The organism is Amycolatopsis arida (assembly GCF_900115565.1).
In the GTDB taxonomy this organism is placed as follows: Bacteria; Actinomycetota; Actinomycetes; order Mycobacteriales; family Pseudonocardiaceae; genus Yuhushiella; species Yuhushiella arida.
This window is the reverse complement of sequence record NZ_FOWW01000006.1, coordinates 215,562-236,874: the sequence shown is the minus strand read 5'-3', so window position 1 is coordinate 236,874 and position 21,313 is coordinate 215,562. Positions and strand designations below refer to the sequence as shown.

16 protein-coding genes are annotated in these 21,313 nt (G+C 74.2%); 9 read left to right on the top strand and 7 right to left on the bottom strand.

Translation table 11 applies throughout. The features are described from left to right. The first annotated feature begins 259 nt into the window (after positions 1-259). From BM051_RS18675 to BM051_RS18660, 5 genes are all read left to right on the top strand, one after another. Positions 260-757 carry an SAV_6107 family HEPN domain-containing protein gene (locus BM051_RS18675; RefSeq protein WP_166677617.1) on the top strand — a complete coding sequence of 166 codons (498 nt, stop codon included), beginning with the start codon at positions 260-262 and terminating at the stop codon, positions 755-757. 2 nt (positions 758-759) lie between these two features. Continuing rightward, a complete protein-coding gene (locus BM051_RS18670; RefSeq protein ID WP_092531714.1) occupies positions 760-1,527 on the top strand; it encodes a maleylpyruvate isomerase family mycothiol-dependent enzyme in 768 nt (255 codons plus the stop codon). A 75-nt stretch (positions 1,528-1,602) separates the two neighbouring features. Continuing rightward, on the top strand, positions 1,603-2,070 hold the full coding sequence (locus BM051_RS29120; RefSeq protein ID WP_166677618.1) for a VOC family protein: 468 nt from the start codon (positions 1,603-1,605) through the stop codon (positions 2,068-2,070). Next, entirely contained in the window at positions 2,057-3,166 is a 1,110-nt protein-coding gene (locus BM051_RS18665; RefSeq protein WP_092531711.1) for a GNAT family N-acetyltransferase, read from the top strand. The genes BM051_RS29120 and BM051_RS18665 overlap by 14 nt, the downstream gene beginning before the upstream one ends. A gap of 54 nt (positions 3,167-3,220) precedes the next feature. Continuing rightward, a complete protein-coding gene (locus tag BM051_RS18660; RefSeq protein ID WP_092531708.1) occupies positions 3,221-4,396 on the top strand; it encodes a phosphotransferase enzyme family protein in 1,176 nt (391 codons plus the stop codon). 74 nt (positions 4,397-4,470) lie between these two features. Here the strand turns inward: BM051_RS18660 and BM051_RS18655 are convergent, their stop codons facing one another. The 6 genes from BM051_RS18655 to BM051_RS18635 all read right to left on the bottom strand — a co-directional run bounded on the left by BM051_RS18655 (position 4,471) and on the right by BM051_RS18635 (position 14,566). Beyond that, the gene (locus BM051_RS18655) at positions 4,471-7,719 is read right to left on the bottom strand and encodes a S8 family serine peptidase (protein WP_092531705.1); all 3,249 of its coding nucleotides are present in this window, start codon (positions 7,717-7,719) and stop codon (positions 4,471-4,473) included. A gap of 277 nt (positions 7,720-7,996) precedes the next feature. Beyond that, positions 7,997-8,497, bottom strand: a complete 501-nt coding sequence (def, locus tag BM051_RS18650; RefSeq protein WP_092531702.1) for a peptide deformylase — start codon at positions 8,495-8,497, stop codon at positions 7,997-7,999. A gap of 108 nt (positions 8,498-8,605) precedes the next feature. Further along, positions 8,606-9,040: a DUF6221 family protein gene (locus BM051_RS18645; RefSeq protein ID WP_092531699.1), complete on the bottom strand. Its 435-nt coding sequence runs from the start codon at positions 9,038-9,040 to the stop codon at positions 8,606-8,608. Between the two features lie 323 nt (positions 9,041-9,363). Beyond that, entirely contained in the window at positions 9,364-13,989 is a 4,626-nt protein-coding gene (locus BM051_RS18640; protein ID WP_092531696.1) for an ATP-dependent helicase, read from the bottom strand. Positions 13,990-13,995: 6 nt separating this feature from the next. Continuing rightward, positions 13,996-14,148 (bottom strand): hypothetical protein, encoded by a 153-nt coding sequence (locus BM051_RS28570; protein WP_177216965.1) that lies wholly within the window; start codon positions 14,146-14,148, stop codon positions 13,996-13,998. A 28-nt stretch (positions 14,149-14,176) separates the two neighbouring features. Continuing rightward, on the bottom strand, positions 14,177-14,566 hold the full coding sequence (locus BM051_RS18635) for a VOC family protein (protein WP_092531693.1): 390 nt from the start codon (positions 14,564-14,566) through the stop codon (positions 14,177-14,179). 127 nt (positions 14,567-14,693) lie between these two features. Between BM051_RS18635 and BM051_RS18630 the strand changes: the two genes are divergently transcribed. From BM051_RS18630 to BM051_RS18615, 4 genes are all read left to right on the top strand, one after another. Beyond that, positions 14,694-16,535, top strand: coding sequence for an Hsp70 family protein (locus tag BM051_RS18630; protein ID WP_092531690.1), 1,842 nt, complete (start codon positions 14,694-14,696; stop codon positions 16,533-16,535). 188 nt (positions 16,536-16,723) lie between these two features. After that, a complete protein-coding gene (locus tag BM051_RS18625) occupies positions 16,724-16,918 on the top strand; it encodes a DUF3046 domain-containing protein (RefSeq protein WP_092531687.1) in 195 nt (64 codons plus the stop codon). A gap of 229 nt (positions 16,919-17,147) precedes the next feature. Then, positions 17,148-18,188 carry a recombinase RecA gene (recA, locus tag BM051_RS18620; protein ID WP_092531684.1) on the top strand — a complete coding sequence of 347 codons (1,041 nt, stop codon included), beginning with the start codon at positions 17,148-17,150 and terminating at the stop codon, positions 18,186-18,188. Between the two features lie 553 nt (positions 18,189-18,741). Next, positions 18,742-19,236: a regulatory protein RecX gene (locus tag BM051_RS18615; protein ID WP_243859369.1), complete on the top strand. Its 495-nt coding sequence runs from the start codon at positions 18,742-18,744 to the stop codon at positions 19,234-19,236. Between the two features lie 302 nt (positions 19,237-19,538). On the opposite strand, the gene BM051_RS18610 is transcribed toward BM051_RS18615, so the two are convergent. Next, positions 19,539-20,993 carry a lipase maturation factor family protein gene (locus BM051_RS18610; RefSeq protein ID WP_092532158.1) on the bottom strand — a complete coding sequence of 485 codons (1,455 nt, stop codon included), beginning with the start codon at positions 20,991-20,993 and terminating at the stop codon, positions 19,539-19,541. Positions 20,994-21,313 lie beyond the last annotated feature (320 nt).

Below are 21,313 nucleotides of genomic sequence, written 5' to 3'. Positions count from 1 at the left end.
CACGAACTCACCTGCCCGTCATGGCCGCACCGGGATTCCCGCTCGCCGGGGCGCGGGTGCGACGTGCGTCGCAGGTCCGGGGGTTGAGTCCGCGCCCGCCCCGAGCTAATCTCGAACTGTTCGAACACAAGTTCGAACCCGGAGGAGCGCTCGCCGGTCCGGTACCCGGCGAGGGGGTGGGGGAAGCACCTCCTCGCCGGGTGCCACCGGCGGTCCCGCCACGGCGGGCCGCGCGTCACCACGAGCACAGGAGGTCGCCATGGCGATCGCAGCCGCATCCCGCGCCCGCGGCGGGCAGCAGGCGCTGCCGTTGAGCTGGCGTCCGCCGGCGTCGCCGGCGGCGGTGTCCCTGCTCGCCGAGGCGCGGCACGGGCTCGGCGAGGCCCGCCGGGAGAGCGACCCGGCGCCGCGGTTCGTCACCGCGTACCTGTCGGCGTTGCGTGCCGCGGCCGCGGTGCTCGCCGCCCGCGGCCGCCCGCACCGCGGCCGGGCCCGCCCAGCGAGCGTGTGGGTGCTGCTCGAGAGCACGGTGCCCGAGCTGGCCGAGTGGGCGGCGTACTTCGCGGCGAACTCGGCGGCCAGGGCGGCCGCGCAGGCCGGGATCACCCGGCGGATCACCGCGGACCTCGCCGACGAGCTGGTCGAGCGCGCCGGCCAGTTCCTCGAGCTGGCCGGCCGGGTGGTGCACGCCGCGGCCGTGCCCGCGCCCCGGGCCCGGCACTGCCCGCCACCACGGCCGCGCCGGCCGCGGAGCTAGGGATGGCGGGGCAGGCGATGGTCGACCCCGGTCGGCTGCTGGAGGTGTTCGGGACCGAGGGCGAGCGGCTGGCCGCGACCGCGCACGTCACCCCGCCGGACGTGCCGGTGCCCCGGTGCCCGGGATGGACGTCCGGCGAGCTGGTCCGGCACGTCGGCAGCGTGTACCGCGTGGTGCTGGGCTGGCTGGCCGAGGGGCGGCGACCACGGGAGTGGCAGCACGCGCCGCGGCCAGGCCAGTCGGCGGAGGAGTACCTGCGGGAGGGGCTGGCCGCGCTGCGGACCGAGCTGGGCCGGCACGACCCGGACGAGCGTGCGGACACCTGGTGGCCGGCCGACCGGACCTACGGGTTCTGGCGGCGCCGGATGGCACACGAGACGACGATCCACCGGATCGACCTGCAGTACGCGGCCGGCGCCGAACCGGACGCCGTCGCGGAGGACGTGGCGCTCGACGGGGTGGACGAGGCGCTGGCGTTGTGGTTCGGCCAGCGGCTGCCGATGCTGGGACTCACCGGCACCCGGCCGGGCGCGGTGGCGGTGCGGACCGGTGGGCACACCTGGCTGACCAGGGCCGGGCCGACGGAGACCACCGCGTGGCGGTGCTCCGCGGCCGAGGCGCGACGGGCGGACGCGGTGGTAAGCGGCACACCACAGCAGATCTACCGGTGGCTGTGGGGCCGGGCGGGGCCGTGGTCGATCACCGTGGAGCGGGGTGATCACGACGCGGTCGGGCAGCTGTGGGCGCTGCTCCGGCTGGCCACGCGCTGACCGCTACCGTTGCCCGGTGGAACGGCGCCCCTCGATGGCAGGTCACTCCATGTCGAGCCGTGGGCGGGTGGCCCGATGACCGGGTGGAGGGCGTTGGAGATCAACACCGCCGACCCGCCCGCCGCGGCGCGGTTCTGGGCGGAGCTGCTCGGCTGGCCGGTGGCTCACCGTTCGGCCGACTTCGCCGGGCTGCGGACCCCGGACGGCCGGGGGCCGTGGCTGGAGTTCGTCCGGGACGCCGCGCCCTCCGGGCCGTCGCGGCTGCGGCCCGCCGGCGTCCCGGCGTCCCGGCGTCCGGGACCGTCCTCGGGCCGCACGGCACCGATCCGGAGGGCAACGAGCTCGTCGTGCTGCCAGACGAGGGCTGACCCGCCGTTCCCAGTGCGCCAACGTGCCAGGAAGGTGGCCCTCCTACGTTCCGGGACCCGTGTGGGCGGGTATCGGAAGCTGATCCCTTGGTTGGGACTGCTGACACGGGCGCAACACGGGCGTTCCGGATCGGCAACAACCGGGCGGGATCGTCGGGGGCATGGACGCGCGTGACGTTCCCCCCGCCCCCGACCCGGTGCTCGACTGGCCGCACACCGCGGGTGAGGACGATCCCCCTTCCGTCACCTGGCGGCTGCGGATCCGGGTGGACGACCGGCCCGGCACCCTGGCCCGTGTCGCCATCCGGCTGGCCGACCTGGGGTGCAACATCCTCGGGCTGACCGTGCTGCCGGTGCCCGGCGGGGTGCTCGACGAGGTGGTGCTCCGCCCGCCCATCGGGCTGACCCCGGCCCAGCTCGTCACCGCGCTCCGCGGCGAGGGATGCGACTGCGTCGGGCTCGTCGAGGCCGACCTCCGGGACCTGGTGGACGCCGGCACCGCGGCACTGGCCGCGGCGACCCGTGCCGTGGTCGACCCGGCGCACACCGTCGACGCGATTCGTGAGGTGTTGGCCGCCGACCTGGTGACGGTGGTCCCCGCGGACGAGGCGAACCCCGGGCGCACCGAAGGCGGCCACCGCGCCGTGCTCCCGCTGGGCCCGGCGCGGGTGCTGGTGGCCCGCCGCCGGTGGGCCCCGTTCGCGCAGCTCGAGCTGGCCAGGGCGCGGGCGCTGGCCCACCTGATGGCCGCCGTCGCGGACAACGCCTCCGGCCCGGTCGTGCTCACCTGCGCCGACGGTGCGGCGCTGGTGCTGCGGCTCGGCGGGCCGGCCGACGTCGACGCCGTGGCGGCACTGCACGGGCGATGCTCGGCCGGCACCCTGTTCCGGCGCTACCACACGGACACCCGCACGGTTCCCCGGCGCTGGCTGCAGCGGCTGCTGCTGCCCCCGCGCGGGCTGAGCGTGCTCGCCGGGTGCGGCCGGGACGTGGTCGGGCTCGGGCAGCTGATCCCGCGGCCGGGCGAGACCGTGGCCGAGGTGTCCCTGCTGGTGGAGGACGCCTGGCAACGCCGTGGGGTGGGCACCGGCCTCGTCCGGCGGCTGGCCGTCCTCGCGGCGGCCCGCGGCTACCGGGAGCTGCTGGCGGTGCACCCGCCGGACCAGGACGTCGTGCGCCGCGCGGTGCTGCGGGCCGGGCTGCCGGTCACGGCCGAGGCGGAGGGAGCCGTCCGCGTCACGCTTCCCGCACCGGGCGCCGGCGGCGGGTAGCGGGGCCGCGAAACCCGATGACCGCCCCGGGCCCGGCTGGCTACCCTGCGGCCCGTGGTCGGGGAAACGAGCGCCGAGGGGGCGGGCGCGGCCGCGCGGGTCCGCGCGTGGGTGCGCGCGGACTTCGCCGTGGACCTGGTGACCGTCGAGCCGGTGGGGCACGGCGAGGACCCCGCGGCCGAGGTGTGGCGGGCGGTGGCCGCGGATGGTGCGCGGTATGGGGTCAAGTGGACCTCCGGTGGCTCGCTGGCCGGGCTGGCCGTCCCCGCGCATCTCGCCGCCCACGGGGTATCGGGCGTTCCCGTGCCGGTGCCCACCCGGTCCGGCCGGCTGTGGAGCGAGCGCGCCGGGCGGCGGCTGGCACTGTTGCCGTGGGTGCCCGGTGTGGACGCGCTGCCGGCCGGGTTGTCCCCGGCGCGGTGGCGGTCCTTCGGGGCGTTGCTGGCCCGGGTGCACGCCGCCCCGGTCACCGGACCGCTGCGGGAGGTGCTGCCCCGCGAGGAGCACACTCGGCACCGGCACTGGCTCCGGACGCTGTGGACCGTCGAAAGCGGAATCGCCTCGCCCGGCCCCGCCGACCCGCCGGTGCGCGAGCTGGCCGAGGAGTGGCGCGCCGCCGCCGGCGCGGTGGCGCTCGTCGCCGACCAGGTCGAGGTGCTCGGCCGGGAGCTGGCCGCCCGGCCCGCCGAGAGGGTCCTCTGCCACGGGGACCCGCACCTCGGCAACGTGCTCCGCGGCTCCCCTGGCGGCTCCCCTGGTGCCGATCCGGTGGGTGATGACGAGACCCGCCGCCCGTGCAGCGCTCGCGACGTGGCCGCCCCGCTCGGGGGGCGTGAGGCGCGCGCCGACGCCGAGGTGGCGCACCGCGGCGACGCCGGGGTGTGGCTGGTCGACTGGGACGACACGGTCCTGGCCCCGCGGGAGTGGGACCTCATGTTCGTGCTCGGCGGGGTGCTCGCCTTCGCGCCGGTCGGCCCGCGGGAGCAGGCCGAGTTCTTCGCCGGCTACGGCGTGGTGGACGTCGATCCGGTCCGGCTGGCCTACTACCGCTGCGCCCGGGCCGTGGAGGACCTGGCCGAGTTGGCCGCGCGCGTGCTCGACCACCGACGTGCCACCGCGGATCGGGCGGCGGCGCTGTCGCTGGTGCGCGGGGTGCTGTCCCCGACCGGCCTGCTCGCCCGCGCCGTGTCGTCGCTGGCCGAGCTCGGCCGAGCGCCGGCGGACCCGTAGTGGTGGCGCCGCCGGACAACGGGAACGGGGCCCCGCCGGTTCGGCGAGGCCCCGTCGTCGACCACCCGGGGAGACTACGACCCGGTGACGTTGCGGACGATCACGTCACCGCTGCCCACCAGCACACCGCCGTCGGTGCGCACCTCGACCTGGCCGAGCAGCACCCGGCCGGCAGTCGGTGCGGTGTTCGCGGTCACCGTGCCGTTCACCGTCCACTGTGCACCCGCCGGCCGCAGCGCGTCGGTGTCGGACAGCGACACCGAGCCGAAGCCCGGGCCGCTGAAGACGTCCAGGTACTCGTAGGTCGTCGTGCCCGCCGGCACGGCGTAGCCCTGGACCACCACCCGCCAGTCACCCGCGGCCGGGTTGGCCACCGTCACCTGCTCCTCGGAGTCGCCGTCGGCGCTCTGTCCGGCGAGGACACAGTTGCCGCTGGTGCAGTTGAACAGGAACAGGTCCAGGTCGGCACCCACGTCGGACGGGCTGCCGATCCGCGCCTTGAGCTGGGTCGCCCCCGGCTCCACCCGCACCGGGAACTGCTCCTCGGCGCCGTCGGCGATGCTCGGGGTGTCGAGCTTCGCGCTGCCCACCGCCGTGCCGGCGGCCCGCCCGGTGAACGGGCCGAACAGGTTCTTCAGCGTGTACTGCCGCTCCACCGGCGCGCCCTTCGCCGCCGACTCGATCACGTCGGGGTTCGGGGAGACCTCCGCGCCGAGCACCGACGCCGTGATCGTATACGGGGCGAACTCCGCGTCGGAGGTCCGCCGCGCGTCGACCACGATCTCCCACACGCCCGGCGCCGGGTCGGCGACCGTCCGGCTGGTCGGGCTGCCGGTGGCGCAACTGCCGTTCGGCGTCACCACGGGGTGGTAGCAGCTCAGCGAGGAGTTGCTGTCCAGCCCGATGCCGTACGGGTGGAAGCGCAGGAAGCGGATCTGGCCCGCGCCCTTCGCGTCGCCGCCACCCTGCAGGTCCACCTTCAGCGCCGGCGTGTTCGGTTCCACCCGGACGAAGAAGCTGCGCGCCTCGTTGCGGCCGATCTGGCCGCCGTGGCGCACCGCGAACCCGTTCTGCGCGGTGAACTCCTCCGCCGCGATCACGGTGTTCAGCGTCCGGAAGTCCACTCCGGTGGTCGTCGGGCTGTCCAGGGTGAGGATCGCCGAGTGCGCGCCCGCCGACCGGGGGTTCACCGTGACCCGGAACTTCGCCGCGTAGCCCTTGCGCAGCTGCACGGTCGCCGGCGAGCTGAACGTTCCGTCGTTGCCGACCCATCCGACCTTGTAGGTCACCGGGTGGTTCGGCCCGGAGTGGCGGACGAACGTGTACTCGCGCACGTACCGCTCACCGGTCCGGACCCCCTCGCGGTCGTGAATGCCCACGCCGACACCCGGGGTGCCGAGGAACGGCGACAGCACGGTGTTCACCGGCACCGACGAGCTGATCTCGACGGTGTCCACACCGGACTTGAGCAGGTTCCACGCCTTGCCGACGTCGATCAGGCCGTTGCCCTGCTCGTACGCCTGGTAGCCGGGGATGAACCGGGCCGAGTCGCTCAGCGCGCCGCGCAGCTGCGCCGGGGCGTGCTCGACATCGCGGGCGCGGGCGGCACTCACCAGCAGCGCGGCCGCGCCGGCGGCCTGCGGTGCCGCCATCGAGGTGCCGTTGAACATGGCGTAGCCCGGCGGTAGCTGGTAGGTGCCCGCGACCGGTCCGCCGGCCTGCCAGGTCGGCACCGGCGAGATCGCCGCACCGGGCGCGATGATGTTCGGCTTGAAACCGCCGTCCTCGCGGGGGCCACGCGAGGAGAATCCGTGCAGGTTGTCCTGCGCCGCGGCGTCCGAGCCGTAGTTGCGCTGCCAGGTGGCCTTGGAGACGTACGAGCCGACGCTCATCACCTTGTCGGCCACCGAGGGGTCGCCGACGGTGTTCGACCCGGAGCCGGAGTTGCCCGCCGAGATGAACATCTGCACGCCGTAGGTGTCGATCAGCCGGTTGTACAGCTCGGCCCGGGCGTTGTTGCCGTCGTTGAGCGCGGGCAGGCCGCCGATCGACATGTTGATCACGTCGACGCCGGCGTCGCGCGCGGCGTAGATCATGCCCTCCAGCAGCGCGTGGCTGGTGCAGCCGGCGATGAACAGGCACACCCGCACCGAGACCAGCTTCGCGCCGGGGGCCGCGCCGCTCATCGCGCCGCCGAAGAGCTCGTTGCCCGCGACGATGCCAGCCACGTGCGAGCCGTGCGCGCCGGAGACGACGCCGATGTTCACCGACTTGTTGGCCGGATCGGTCTGCACCACGTACGGCATGGCCTCACGCACCGGGGTGGCCGGGTCGTCGGTGCCGAACGTGCCGACGTCGTACCGGACCTTGTAGTCGGTCATGGCCTTGTCGTCGGTGAAGTCGTGGTTCTGGTTGGCGTCCACCCAGACGGTGTTGCTGGCCGGGTCCCACAGCACGCCGAAGGTGCCGTCGCTGCCCGCCGGGTTGCCGTCCCGGTTGACGTCGTTGCCCAGCTCACCGCCGAGCCGCGGGTCCCGCTCGTTGAACACACCGAATCGGTAGGACGCCGTGCCGGGGGCGGTGTAGTTGCCGCCCGCCGCGCCGAACGTCCCGCCTGTCACCTCGATCGACATGTCGATCCAGGTGGGGTCGTTGTCGTTGTTGACGCCGTTGGTGAACCGGCTGTCGGTGTAGGTCACCCAGTCGGTGACCTTCCGCTCGCCCGTGCTCGTGACGTTGAGCGACGGGTGGTCGAGGTCGATGCCGGTGTCGACGATGCCGACGGTCACGTCGCGGCCGTCCCACTTCGGGTTGGCCTCGGTGAACTGCGCCGCGCCGGTCTCGCCGGTGGGCAGGTACGGGTTGACCCGTGGGGTGGCGGCGTCCGGCGGGGGCTGCGGCGTCGGGTCGACGGCGCCCTCGGGTCGCGGGTCGGGCAGCGGGATCTCGTCGTCGACGTCGACCGCGTTGACGCTGCCCAGCTCGGGCAGCTTCTCGACCTTGTCGACGGGCACCTCGGCGCGCACGTAGCCGAGCTCGTCGGCCCGGTACTCGACCTTGGCGCCCTCCCTGGTGAGCTCCTCGGCGCCACGCTCGGCGGCGCCGGGCTCGGTGGCCACCAGCACGGTGACCGTGCGCTGCCCGCGTTGCTTGGCCTCGAGGAGCCGCTCCTCGTCGTGCTTGCCGATGCCCGGGTCCTCGTGGGGCGCCGGGTCGGCGTTCGCCACCGCGGGCACGCCGGCGAGCACCGCGCCGGCCACCGCCGTGCTGAGCGCCATGCCCAAGGCCGCCCGGCCGCGCCGGCGCCAACTCCGTGGGGTCATGCCACGTCCTTCCTGATGAGTCGCTGAGCCGCTCGGGCGGACCGCTTCGCCCCGACCAGGCCCGACCGAAGACGACCCCAGCCACAACCCCTCTCGGCGATACCCGATCAGGTGAATGTGGCCAGGGCGTTCACGGAGTGTTATTGACGTGGCCGTGGAAGGCTAGCGTCCATTGGGGCTAATGGGCGGATGGTGTCCGGATCGAGATCCGACTTTCGTCGGTGGTGCTCAACGCTCCCTGCTGGTATATCCGCGTCCGCCCCGAACGGCCCGGCACTCAGCGGCGCCAGAACCAGTCCTTGCCGCGGGCCTCGCGCAGCGCGCCGCGCTTGCGGTCGGACTCCAGCCGGTCGAGGTAGAGGATGCCATCGAGGTGGTCGGTCTCGTGCTGCAGGCACTGGGCGAGCACGTCCCGGCCGCTGACGGTCACCGGCTCGTTGCGCAGGTCCACCCCGCGCAGCGCGGCGTGCGTGGCCCGCCGGGTCGGGTACCACAGCTCGGGTATGGACAGGCAGCCCTCGGGGATCTCGTGGGTCTCCTCGGACAACTCCACGATCTCCGGGTTGATGACGTAGCCGATCTCGGTGTCGACGTTGTAGCTGAACGCCCGCAGGCTCACCCCGATCTGCGGCGCGGCGAGGCCGGCGCGGCCGGGGGCGTCGACGGTGTCCAGCAGGTCGGTGATCAACGCCTCGAGCGTGCCGTCGAACCGGGTCACCGGGTCCGCCGGTGTCTTCAGCACCGGGTCGCCGAAGTAGCGCAGCTCCCGCACCGCCATGACGTGTGGTCCTCCTGCCGGGTTCCGCCGCCGACCTCGGACGGCCCGGGCCGCCCCACTCGGCGCGAAGTCGATCACACGCAGCATAGGACGACCGTCCCGGACCGGTTACGGGCGCCACTCCCTGCGGTAACCAGGGTGGCTGAGGTAGGGGCGGGCGAGCAGGCGCAGCGTGCGGCACCAGTTGTCGGCCGGTCGCGGGTGGCAGGTCCGGCACTGGTACTCGACCCGCAGCTCCTCGCCGTCCACCCGCGGGGCCACCGTGGTGAGGTGCTCGGCGACGAGGCGGCGCTTGGCGTCGATGTCGAGCAGGACCGACAGCGGGTTGTAGTGCACGATGTGGTGAGCGTTCTCGGTGCCCCGCCCGAACATCGGCTGGCACGGCACCGTCGCGATCAACTCCTCCTCGTTGTTGATGGTGACCCGACAGCCCGTCCGGTCCCCGCGCATCCGGTCCACGTGCCAGGGCCCTTCGCCCGCCGCGAGCGCGACCCGCTCGTCGACGTCGAAGCAGGAGAACAGGAACTCGACCAGGTCCGCCATAGCAGCATCCTGGCAGCTTTCCGGTGCGGACAGACGCCCCCGAACGGCGCGCGTCGGCCTTGCGGCCGGGGCAATCGGCCAGTGGCAGCGAACGCCGGGCCACCCACCGTGCCGGAGCGGGCGTCGCAGGGCGGGCCGTGGCTCCCGACGCGCCACCCGCGTTCCCGGCGACGCCATCCGCCGGCGCGCACGGCCAGCCATCGGAGCGGAGGAGCTCGCCGACGTGGGCGGCGAACACAGTGACGCGGACAGCGAACACAGTGACGCGGACGGCAAACACAGTGACGTGGGCGGCGAACACGGCGATGGGGCGGTGCGGCGGGTCAGGCGCGGAGGCGCAGGCCCTTGGGGGTCGCCCGGAAGCCCACCTCCCGCAGGATCTCGGCCAGCTCGGAGGTCAGGGCGTGCTCCCCGTCGGCGCGCCGCACCGCGAGCTGGCCGAGCCAGCCGTCCCGCACCGCGGTCGACAACGACCGCGCCGCCTGCCGCAACACCTCCTCGTCCTCGGTGAACGACAGCAGCGACCGCCCGCCGCGCTCGACGTACAACGCCGGCACCCCGTCGACCAGCACCGCCAACGCGCCGGCCTTGCGCGCGGGCCGGTGCCTGGTCTCGCCCACCACCGGCGGCCACGGCAGCGCGGCCCCGTACGGCTGCGCGGGATCGGTGGCCGCCAGCACCACGGCGGCCTGCTCCCGGCGCGGCCCGGCCACGTCGGCCAGCGCGCGCAGCCGGTCCACCGCGCCCCGCGCGGCGAACTGCGCCGCGCCCAGCCCTTCGACCACGTACCCGCGGACCACGTGCCCGGCGTCCTCCATGCCGCGCAGCACCTTGTAGATCCCGGAGAACCCGCCGGTGACCCGCTCGGTGTCCAGCGCGCCGCGGGTGAGCACGCCGTGGCGCTCCAGGAACGCCTCCGTCCTGGCGTGGGTGCGCCGGGTGGGGTCCGGCTCGCGGTCGGGGGTGAGCGTCCACCGCCCGGCGACGGTCGGTGGCCCGGTGCGCGACGGCATAGCCGGGCGGCCCGCGCGGAGCCGGCCGTATCGCCCCCGCGGCGCCGCGCGGCGCGGCTTGTGCGCCGCGCCCCGGCCGGACACCTGGGCGCGCAGCGGGGCCAGCGTGTCACTGGTGACCATCCCGGCCCACACCAGATCCCACAGCGCCGCGACCACGTCCCCGTCCGTGACCGGCGAGTCGACCAACGGGGTGACCCGGTCGACCAGCTGCCGGAAGAACAGCGCGCCGCCCGCCAGCGTGGACCGGACCGCCTCGTGCAGCGGGCCGGCGGGCGCCTCCTCGTCGACCTCCGGCAGCAGCAGGTCGGCCACGTCGGCGCCGGCCAGTGCCACCCACCCGTCGCCGCCGGGCAGCGCCCCGCACCCGCACCAGACGACCTCGCCCGCCGTGGTGAGCTCGTCCAGCAGCGCAGGGTGGTAGCCGGGCAACCGGTTGGGCAGGATCAGCGACTCCAGCGCACTGGCTGGCAGCGGCGCGCCAGCTAGCTGGTCGACCACGCCGAGCACGTCGTCGGCCATCGGCGCCGAGCGCATCCGCGCCCCGATGCCGTGCCACGCGGGCAGGAACCGGCCCAGCGCCGCCGGCTCCACCGGCTCGACCTCGGCCCGCAGCCGGGCCAGCGACGCCCGCCGCAGCCGCCGCAGCACCCCGGCGTCGCAGTACTCGACGCTGCCGGCCTCCCGCAGGTGCGGCGACCCGACCGGACTCAGCTCGCCGCGCACCAGTCGGCCCTCGGCGGTCAGCCGGTCGAGCACACCGGTGACCACCGCCTGGCCGAGGCCGAACCGTTCGGTCGCCTCCACCGCCGGGAACGGGCCGTGGGTGCGGGCGTAGCGGGCCAACAGGTCGCCGAGCGGGTCGGCCACCGGCTCGGTGAACACCTCCGGCACCCCGACCGGCAGGGCCACGCCGAGCGCGTCGCGCACCCGCCCGGCGTCCTCGATCGCGATGTACCGCTCCCGCCCGGCGATGCGCACCGGGATCGCCCGCCGCTGGTCAACCAGCTCGGTCAGCCATTCGGCGCGGATCCCGCGCTCGGCGGCCTCGGCCACGGACAGGTCTCCGAGGAAGCGGAGCAGGTCCGCCGCGTCCTCCATCCCCCTGGCCTGTCGGTCGGGATCGAGCCGCTGCAGCGACCGCTCCACGTCGGCCACCACGTCGGGGTCCAGCAGCTCCCGGATCGCCTCGGTGCCGAGCAGCTCCGCCAGCAGCGTCGTGTCCAGCGCCAGCGCGGCCGCCCGCCGCTCGGCCAGCGGCGCGTCCGTCTCGTACAGGAACATCCCGACGTAGCCGAACAGCAGGCTGCGGGCGAACGGCGACGCCGCCGGCGTCTCCACCTCCACGACGCGCACCCGCCGCGCTCGCACCTCAACCATCAGCTCGCGCAACCCGCCCACGTCGTAGACGTCCTGCAGACATTCCCGCATGGCCTCCAGCACCACCGGGAACCGTTCGTACTTCGCCGCCACCCCGAGCAGCTGGGCGGCGCGCTGCCGTTGCTGCCACAGCGGCGTGCGCCGACGCGGGTCCCGGCGGGGCAGCAGCAGCGAGCGGGCCGCGCACTCGCGGAACCGCGCGGCGAACAGCGCCGACCCGGTGACCTCACCGACGATCAGCTGCTCCACCTCGTCGGGGTCGAGCAGCACGTCGTCGACACCCACGGCGACCTCGGCGCCGTCGGCGTCGACCGCGTCCGGCAGCCGCAGCACGATGCCGTCGTCGGAGTGGGCGACCTGCGCGTCGACCCCGCGGTGCTCGCGCAACCGGGCCGCGATCGCCAGCGCCCACGGCGCGTTCACCTGCGCGCCGAACGGCGAGTGCAGCACCACCCGCCAGTCACCCAACTCGTCGCGAAACCGTTCGAGCAGCACCGTGCGGTCGGTGGGCACGTGCCGCGTCGCGGCCCGCTGCTCGGCGAGGTAGCCGAGCAGGTTGTCGCACGCCCGCTCGTCCAGCCCGGCCGCGGCGGCCCGCGCCCGCGCCGTCCCGGCGTCCGCGACGGTCACCTCGCGCACGAACGCGCCGAGCGCCCGGCCCAGCTCCAGCGGCCGGCCGGGGGCGTCGCCCTTCCAGAACGGCATCCGCGCCGGCTCGCCCGGCGCCGGCACCACGATCACCCGATCGTGGGTGATGTCGGTGATCCGCCAGGACGAGGTGCCGAGCAGGATCGTGTCGCCCACCCGGGACTCGTAGACCATCTCCTCGTCCAGCTCACCGACCCGGCGGCCGCCGGCTCCCTCCTCGCCGGGCGTGGTCACGGTGAACAGGCCGCGGTCGGGGATCGTGCCCCCGGAGGTGACCGCCAGCCGCTGCGCGCCGGGCCGGCCACGCAGCTCCCCGGTGATCCGGTCCCAGGTGATCCGCGCGCGCAGCTCGCCGAACTCCTCGCTCGGGTACCGCCCGGCCAGCATGTCGAGCACCGCGTGCAGCGCGTCGTCCGGCAACGCGGTGAACGGCGCCGCGCGGCGGACCGTGGCGGCCACCTCGGCCACCGTGCGCGGCTCGACCGCGACCATCGCCACGATCTGCTGGGCGAGCACGTCCAGCGGGTTGCGCGGGTAGCGCACCGCCTCGATCCGGCCGGCCGCCATCCGCTCGGCCACCACCGCGCAGGAGACGAGGTCGCCGCGGAACTTCGGGAACATCACCCCGGAGGACACCGCGCCCACGTGGTGGCCCGCCCTGCCGACCCGCTGCAGCCCGGAGGCGACCGTCGGCGGGGCCTCGATCTGCACCACCAGGTCGACCGCGCCCATGTCGATGCCCAGCTCCAGCGACGACGTGGCCACCACGCACGGCAGCCGGCCGGACTTCAGCTCCTCCTCGACGAGGGTGCGCTGCTCCCGGGACATCGAGCCGTGGTGAGCCTTGGCGACGGTGGCCGCCGCGCCGGTGGTCAGCCCGGACTCGCCGATCGCCTCCGCCGGGTACCGCTGGTCGGCGCGCAGCTCGGTCTGCTCGGCGGCCAGCTCGTTGAGCCGGGCGGTGAGCCGCTCGGTGAGCCGCCGCGAGTTGGCGAACACGATGGTGGACCGGTGCCGCCGGACGAGCTCGAGCACCCGAGCCTCGACCGCCGGCCAGATCGACGGCCGGCGGATGGGCAGCTCCGGGTAGGCGCCGTCCCCGCCGTCCCCGCCGTCCTCGGTGGGCAGTGGTGGCGGATCCGGGGCCGGCGCGTCCAGCTCGGCCATGTCCTCGACCGGGACCTCGACCCGCACCTCGACCGTCTTGCGCAGCGCCGGCTGCACCACCCGGACCGGCCGGCCGCCGGCCAGGAACGTGCTCACCTCGTCCACCGGCCGCACGGTCGCGGACAGACCGATGCGCTGGGCCGGGCCGCCGTCGAGCAGCTCGTCCAGCCGTTCCAGGGACAGCGCGAGGTGGGCGCCCCGCTTGCCGCCGGCGACGGCGTGCACCTCGTCGACGATCACCGTCCGCACGCCGCGCAGCGACTCCCTGGCCGCGGAGGTGAGCAGCAGGAACAGCGACTCGGGGGTGGTGACCAGCACGTCCGGCGGGGTGCGGGTGAAGGAGCGGCGCTCGGCGGCGGTGGTGTCGCCGGTGCGCATGCCGACGGTGATGTCCGGCGGGATGTCACCGAGCCGGCGGGCGGCCTGGGAGATGCCGGCCAGCGGGGCGCGCAGGTTCCGCTGCACGTCCACCGCCAGCGCCTTCAGCGGGGAGACGTAGAGGACCCGGCACCGCCGGGTGGGGTCGGCCGGCGGCCCGGCGACGGCCAGCCGGTCGAGCGCCCAGAGGAAGGCCGCCAGCGTCTTGCCGGAGCCGGTGGGCGCCACGACGAGCGCGTGCTCGCCCGCGTGCGCGGCCCGCCACGCGCCCTCCTGCGCGGCCGTGGGCGCGGCGAACGCCCCCGCGAACCAGTCCCTGGTGGCGGGGGAGAACAGGTCGAGCACGTCACCCACGCCGTCCATGGTGCGTCAGGGCACCGACAGTTTCCCGCCGGACCCGGTGCCCGGTTGCGCCCACATCGACGCGGTACCCGTCAAGTTCCGCCACCGGCGGCGGCGTGCCGCGGGCACCGCCCAGCCGTGCACCCAGTTCCGCCGCAGCTCCAGCTCCTCGACCCGCATGCGGCGATCACGACAGCCGCCACCGACGTCACCGCGAGTCCAGCGGTTCCAGCGGGGTGCGGAGCAGACAGAACTCGTTCCCTTCCGGGTCGGCCAGCACGTGCCACGACTCCCGCCCGGTCTGCCCGACGTCGGCCCGGGTCGCGCCCGCGGCGAGCAGCCGCGCGAACTCGGCCTCCTGGTCACAACCGACCGGGCTGACATCGATGTGCAGCGGGAGCTGTCCGCGCTTCGGCCGGTCGGTTCGGTTGAACACGATCGTCGGCTGCGGGCCGCCGAACCCGACCCCCGGCGGCCCGATCTCCACGTCGCCGTCCTCGGTGCCGAGCACGACGTACCCGAGCACCTCGCACCAGAACCCGGCCAACCGCTCGGGGTCGCGCGCGTCCAGTACCAACTCGCTGATCCGGCATCCCATCGGGCCACTCTACGGTTGCCGCCGACCCTCCGGGTTCCGTCCACCTCGGGACCATCGGCATGGCAGCATCACCGGCAGCGTCACGCGGCCGGTGATCGGCGCGACCGACACGGACAAGGGGAGAGCTGTGCGGGTCCTTTCGGTGGATCTCGGAACCTCGAACACGGTCGCGGTGCTGTCCGCGCACGGGCAGCCGCCGCGCGTGGTCGAGGTCGACGGCGCGGCCACCATGCCGTCCGCGGTGTTCGCCGAGGAGGACGGCAGGCTGATGGTCGGCCGGGACGCCGAGCGGCGCGCCCGGCTCGACCCCACCCGATTCGAGCCCAACCCCAAGCGGCGGGTCGACGAGCAGACCCTCCTGCTCGGCGACGACGTGGTGCCGGTCAACGAGGCGCTCGCGGCGGTGCTGCGCCGGGTGCTGGACGAGACGACCCGGCAGCTCGGCGGCGAGCAGCCGGACGAGGTGCGGTTGACCCACCCCGCGCAGTGGGGTCCGGTGCGGCGCGACGTCCTGCTGTCCGCGGCCCGGCTGGCCGGCATGGGCGCGGCGCTCTCGCTGGTCCCGGAGCCGGTGGCGGCGGCGGCGCACTTCGCGTCGTTCCCCGGCCGGACCCTGGCGCCCGGCCAGGCGCTGGCGGTGTACGACCTCGGCGCCGGCACCTTCGACGTCGCCGTGGTCGGCGCGACCCAGAACGGCTTCACCGTGCTCGCCGAGGACGGGCTGCCCGACCTCGGCGGGCTGGACGTCGACCAGGCGCTGCTGGTGCACGTCGGGCGCGAGGTGTCCCATCGCGACCCGCAGCGCTGGCAGCGGCTGCTGCGCCGGGAGTCGACGGCCGACCGGCGCACCCGGCGGGCGCTGCAGGAGGACGTCAAGGACGCGAAGGAGACGCTGTCCCGACACCCGCAGACCGAGGTGCCGATGCCCGAGCCGTTCACCGACGTGCTGGTCACCAGGGCCGAGCTGGAGGCGCTGGTCCGCCCCGCGCTGCTGCGCAGCGTCGAGCTGCTGGGCCGGACCGTGCACTCGGCCGGGTTCGCCCCCGACCGGCTCGCCGGCATCTACCTCGTCGGTGGGTCGAGCCGGCTGCCACTGGTCGGCACCATGATCGCGGAGAAGCTGGGCGTGGTGCCGACCAGCCTGGACCAGCCGGAGACGGCCGTGGCGATGGGCGCCCACCACGTCACCGCGGACGGCATCAGCATGCGCACGCAGAACGTCGCCCACCCGGTCGCGGCCGGTGCCGCGCGCCAGACCGGGCCGCACCCCGCGCCCGCCGGCTACGGTGGCTACCCGGCGCCGACCCCGGCGGTCGTACCGCCTCCGCCGCCGGCGAGCTTTCCCAGCTACCCGAAGGCGGAGGGCACCCCGCGGCGGGGCCGGCGCGGCCTGCTGGCCGGGGTCGCGGCGGCGGTCGTGCTGCTGGTCGGGACCGGCCTCGCCGTGTGGCTGCTGCCGTCGGGGGCACTGACGACACCCACCTACACCGCCGAGGAGTGCCGGCAGCCGGGGCAGCCCGACGAGCGGGGCTTCACCGGCTGCCTGCGTCAGCTCGCCGGCGGGGTCGCCGACGACGACACCTGCGGCCCCGGCATGGGCACGGGTCCCGCCGCGGCCGCCGACGCCGAGGCGCTGGGCGTCTCGGTGACCTGCTCGACACCGGGACTGGCCGGGGCGCAGGTGACCTACCTGCACGGCAGCTCGGTCGACGACCTCACCCAGTACACCAACGGGCTGCTCGACCGGACCGGCGGGGGTGAGGTCGTGCAGGCGGACTGGAAGGGCAACGGGCTGACCGGCCGGTACTTCGCCGCCGGCGGGCGGGACTCCTCGGTGCTGGTGTTCCGCGTGGCGGACCGGCCGCTGGTCGGGTTCATCTACCAGGTCAACACGACCGGGCAGGAGTCCGCGACCAGCCCCGCCGCGCTGGCCGACTACTTCGAGCAGAGCATCCAGCCGGGCGAGTAGCTCAGCGGTCGCGGTTGTTCCGCCACATCCGGATCACGACCACCAGCGCGGCGGCCACCACCGCGATGGAGGCGAGGCTGAGGGCCACCGGGGCCCACGAGGGCAGGTCCACCGTCACCATGCCACCCACCGTATCCGCCCGAGCCGCCCGGCGCCGGTGGTGGGCGGGCGGTCCGTACCCTCGGGGTGTGCGAATCACGGTATTCCGGCGGATGATGGCCGAGGAGTTCGGTGCCGTGCGCGCCGAGACGCTGAGCAGGGACTACGTGCTGAGCGGGCTCGGCGGGCGCACCGTGGAGCAGGCACTGGCCGGCGGAGTTTCCGCCAAGGAGGTCTGGCAGGAGGTCTGCGCCGAGTTCGACGTGCCGCCCGAGCGGCGCTGAGCGCGGAGCCGAAAAACCCTACCCGCCCGGTGTGTCAGTTTCGACCTCGAACATCTGTTCGTCTATCGTGTTGTCCACATCGGGGTCAACCATCCCCAGATTCGGCGCTCGCACACCGAACTGTCGGACCCCGCCCGTAACGTCGGACCCGACCGATCGACAACCGCACACAGGCTTCCGACCGGGCCCGCCACGGGCTCCTTCGACTCCTATCGACGAGGTGGATCCAATGCCAGCAGCACCGGACAAGGACAAGGCGCTCGAGCTCGCCCTCGCCCAGATCGACAAGCAGTACGGCAAGGGCTCGGTCATGCGCCTCGGCGACGAGGGGCGCGCGCCGATCGAGGTCATCCCGACCGGTGCCATCGCGCTCGACGTCGCGCTCGGCATCGGCGGGCTCCCCCGCGGCCGGATCGTGGAGATCTACGGCCCGGAGTCCTCCGGTAAGACCACGGTCGCCCTGCACGCGGTGGCCAACGCGCAGCGTGCCGGCGGCATCGCGGCGTTCGTCGACGCCGAGCACGCGCTTGACCCGGAGTACGCCAAGGCGCTCGGCGTGGACACCGACGCGCTGCTGGTGTCCCAACCGGACACCGGGGAGCAGGCGTTGGAGATCGCGGACATGCTGATCCGCTCCGGCGCGCTGGACATCCTGGTGATCGACTCGGTGGCGGCGCTGGTGCCGAGGGCCGAGATCGAGGGCGAGATGGGTGACTCGCACGTCGGCCTTCAGGCGCGGCTGATGAGCCAGGCACTGCGCAAACTCACCGGCGCGTTGCACAACTCCGGCACCACGGCGGTGTTCATCAACCAGCTCCGCGAGAAGGTCGGTGTCATGTTCGGGTCGCCGGAGACCACCACCGGTGGGAAGGCGTTGAAGTTCTACGCGTCGGTGCGGCTGGACGTGCGGCGGATCGAGACGCTCAAGGACGGCGGCGAGCCGGTGGGCAACCGCACCCGGGTGAAGGTCGTGAAGAACAAGGTCGCCCCGCCGTTCAAGCAGGCCGAGTTCGACATCCTCTACGGCCACGGCGTGTCCCGCGAGGGTTCGCTCATCGACATGGGGGTCGACCAGGGCATCGTGCGCAAGTCCGGTGCCTGGTACACCTACGAGGGCGACCAGCTCGGGCAGGGGAAGGAGAACGCGCGGAAGTTCCTGCGCGACAACCCCGACATCGCCAACGAGATCGAGAAGCGGATCAAGGAGAAGCTCGGCATCGGCGCCAAGCTCGACGCCGAGGAGACCGTTCCGGCGCCGGTCGACTTCTGAGTCGGGTTCCGAGGTGAGGCGGTGAGGCGGACCGCGGGTGGCCCGGTCGGTGGGAGCGGCGGGCCGGGCCGCCCCGTGCCCGCCATGGTGACCGAGGGGGTGGGGTGATGCTCGGGTGAGGGACTCACCGGTTGTGGGTTCGGAGACGGGTCGGGCGTCCGGACCGCCCGGCGTGCCGGAGGTCGGCGAGACCAGCGGCGGTGGGACCGGCCGCGGTGGGGCCGGCCGCGGTGAGCCGGGTGGTGGTGCGACGGGCGCCGTGGAGGCCCCGCCGGCCGAGGCGATGTCGCCCACCGCGGGCCCCGGCACGCCGCAGCCTCCCGCGTCAGAACCCGCTGTCCCAGTGTCCGTGGCTCCGGAGCCCACAGTTCCAGAGTCCGTGGCTCGGGAACGGGAGTGCGCTGTTCCGGAGTCCATGGCTTCGGAGTCCGCTGTTCCGGAGTCCGCCGATCGAGAGCCGGTTGTCGCGGGGTCCGGCGCCGTGGCGGGGTCGCTGGCGGCGCGCACCGGGGCGGGGTCCGGCTCAGGGAAGGCCGGTGCGGAGCGCACGCCGTTGCAACGGGCCAAGGCGATCTGCTTCGACCTGCTCGCGGCGCGACCGAGGACCAAGGACGAGCTGCGGCAGGCCCTGCGCCGTAAGGGTTTCGACGAGGACACCCGGGAGACCCTGCTCGGCAAGCTCGACGACGCGGGACTGGTCGACGACGCGGCCTTCGCCGAGATGTGGGTGCGGTCCCGGCACACCCACCAGGGTTTGGCCAGGACCGCGCTCGTCGCCGAGTTGAGACGCAAGGGTGTGGACGGTGCGGTCGCGGCGCGGGCGGCCGAGGCCGTCGACCGCGACGCCGAGGAGCAGCGGGCACGGGAGCTGGTCCGCAAGCGGCTCCGTGCCCTCGGTGGCGTGGACGAGCAGACCGCGATCCGCCGGCTGCTGGGGACGCTCGGCCGCAAGGGATACCCGCAGGGCCTGGCGTACCGGGTGGTGCGCGACGAGCTGGCCGCCGCGGGCGCCGACACCACCCCCCTCGACGACGCACCCCCGGACTGACCAGGACCGCGAGCGCACGCGTGTTTGCGCTTGGCGTCGCCGTGTTCGCCGCCCGCCCTCGCCGTGTTTGCGGTTCCCGGCGGCGTGTTCGCCGCCCGCGTCATCGTGTTCGCCGTTCCTGACGGTGGGTTGGCTGATGGCGTCGGGCCGGAGGGGTGCTGGTGCGTGGGGTGGCTTCCCGGCGCCGCTCGACACGCCGGGCTTGACAGGGGTGCCACTCGAGCGCGGGGCCGGCCGCGTCGCGATCTGGCCGCCGGCTCGTTGCCCGGCCACCCCTTGCCAACGGGGCTCGTGGCGGCGGTTCAGGCGACGGGCTCGGGCGTGCCGTCCGGGGACAGCCGGCAGGGGCGGACGATCGTCGGCCCGGGATCGCGGACCCACCAGGCGCCCGTCTCGCGCCGTTCGCGCGCCGTGGTGAAGCGATAGGTGAACAGGCGGGCCCGGACGAAGGTCGGCAGCGAACCGGGGAACGGGTCGCGCCGGAGCAGGCGCAGCGTCGCCCGATCGCCGGCGAGCAGCTTCGCCACCAGGCCGGGCAGCCACGTCCGGCCGTAGTGCGTGGAGATCCCGACGAACCACAGCATCCAGTCCAGTCGCAGGTGGTAGGGCGCCACCTGCGGCGGCCGCCGCCGCGGGTCGCCGGGCTTGCCCTTGAACTCGTACTCCCGCCATACCGTGCCCGGGGTGATCTCCGGGTCGTCCGTGCCTTCGATGATCACCTCGTGTCGCCGGCGGGTGATCCCGCCGAACGCGCCGTAGGTGTTCACGAGGCGCAGGCTGGTGAAGCTGTAGTTCATCAGTTGGCGGCGCGCCACCAGGTTGCGCACCGGCCGGTAGCTCAGCACGGTCACGAGCACGGTCAGCGCCACCACCAGCACCAGCTGCCACCCCGGCGGCTCGGTCAGCTCCGGCCGTGATCCCGGCAGCACCCGCTCCACCAGCCGCCCGTCCAGTACCGGCACCGCCAGCGTGATGGTCAGCGCGTTCAGCCACGCGAAGTTGCCGCTCAGCATGAGCCAGCCCTGGGTGACGATCACGACCCCGGCGGCGACCGACGCGACGGGCTGCGGCGCGAACAGCGCGAACGGCACGACCAGTTGCGCGAAGTGGTTCGCCAGCACCTCGACCTTGTGCAGGGGTTTGGGCAGGTGGTGGAAGTACCAGCTGAGCGGGCCGGGCATCGGCTGGGTCTCGTGGTGGTAGTACAGGCACGTCAGATCGCGCCAGCATCGGTCGCCGCGCATCTTGATCATTCCCGCGCCGAACTCGACGCGGAATAGCAGCCAGCGCAGCAGCCACAGCACGAGCACCGGCGGCGCGGTGTCCGCCGGCCCGAGGAAGATCGCCAGGAACCCGGCCTCGGCGAGCAGCGACTCCCAGCCGAAGCCGTACCAGACCTGCCCGACGTTGACGATCGACAGGTACAGCACCCACGGCACGGCCCACAGCAGCATCGACAGCCACACCGGTGCGGAGTCGGCGAGCCCGAGCAGCAGCGCCGCGGACAGCGCCGCGCCGGTCCACGCCACGGTGGCGAAGAGCCGGTCGGAGTAGCGCAGGTAGAAGATGCTCGGCGCGGCGCGAAACGGCGTGGCCGCCACGAAGCGCGGGATCGGGGTGATACCCCTTTCGCCGAGCAGCGGCCGGAACTGCCGGGCGGCGCACACGAAGGCGACGAGGTAGATGGCGGCGAGCATCCGCTGGAACAGCAGCCGGGACGCCCAGTAGTCCGGGTCGGTGAACCACTCCCAGGTCACCGTGGTCACTCCCTCGGAACGACACGTTCGCCGACGACGGCCGACGCCACCAACCGCGAACACAGTAGCCAACTTCGCCCGGCGGGACACGTCGAACCACCGCCGACCGGGCACCTCGAGGCATCACGGCACCGCCGGCCGACCGGGGTACGAAGCGACCGCCGCGAGCCCGGTGGCCGCGCCACCCTACGGGATGGCGCCGGTAATTCAGTGGACCGGAGTGGACGGACGGCCGAGCGTCCCGCGGTCGTCCGAACCTGGCATTGGCCTGGCTTGCCGCGGATGTGGGTGGTCTGGCGTGCGGATGGGGTTCCTCGGCG

Bases quoted from the DNA above. Each gene is read 5' to 3' on its own strand.
- BM051_RS18675 (WP_166677617.1), top strand. From the start codon at position 260: ATGGCGATCGCAGCCGCATCCCGCGCCCGCGGCGGGCAGCAGGCGCTG.
- BM051_RS18670 (WP_092531714.1), top strand. From the start codon at position 760: ATGGCGGGGCAGGCGATGGTCGACCCCGGTCGGCTGCTGGAGGTGTTC.
- BM051_RS29120 (WP_166677618.1), top strand. From the start codon at position 1,603: ATGACCGGGTGGAGGGCGTTGGAGATCAACACCGCCGACCCGCCCGCC.
- BM051_RS18665 (WP_092531711.1), top strand. From the start codon at position 2,057: ATGGACGCGCGTGACGTTCCCCCCGCCCCCGACCCGGTGCTCGACTGG.
- BM051_RS18655 (WP_092531705.1), bottom strand. From the start codon at position 7,719: ATGACCCCACGGAGTTGGCGCCGGCGCGGCCGGGCGGCCTTGGGCATG.
- def (WP_092531702.1), bottom strand. From the start codon at position 8,497: ATGGCGGTGCGGGAGCTGCGCTACTTCGGCGACCCGGTGCTGAAGACA.
- BM051_RS18645 (WP_092531699.1), bottom strand. From the start codon at position 9,040: ATGGCGGACCTGGTCGAGTTCCTGTTCTCCTGCTTCGACGTCGACGAG.
- BM051_RS18640 (WP_092531696.1), bottom strand. From the start codon at position 13,989: ATGGACGGCGTGGGTGACGTGCTCGACCTGTTCTCCCCCGCCACCAGG.
- BM051_RS28570 (WP_177216965.1), bottom strand. From the start codon at position 14,148: ATGCGGGTCGAGGAGCTGGAGCTGCGGCGGAACTGGGTGCACGGCTGG.
- BM051_RS18635 (WP_092531693.1), bottom strand. From the start codon at position 14,566: ATGGGATGCCGGATCAGCGAGTTGGTACTGGACGCGCGCGACCCCGAG.
- recA (WP_092531684.1), top strand. From the start codon at position 17,148: ATGCCAGCAGCACCGGACAAGGACAAGGCGCTCGAGCTCGCCCTCGCC.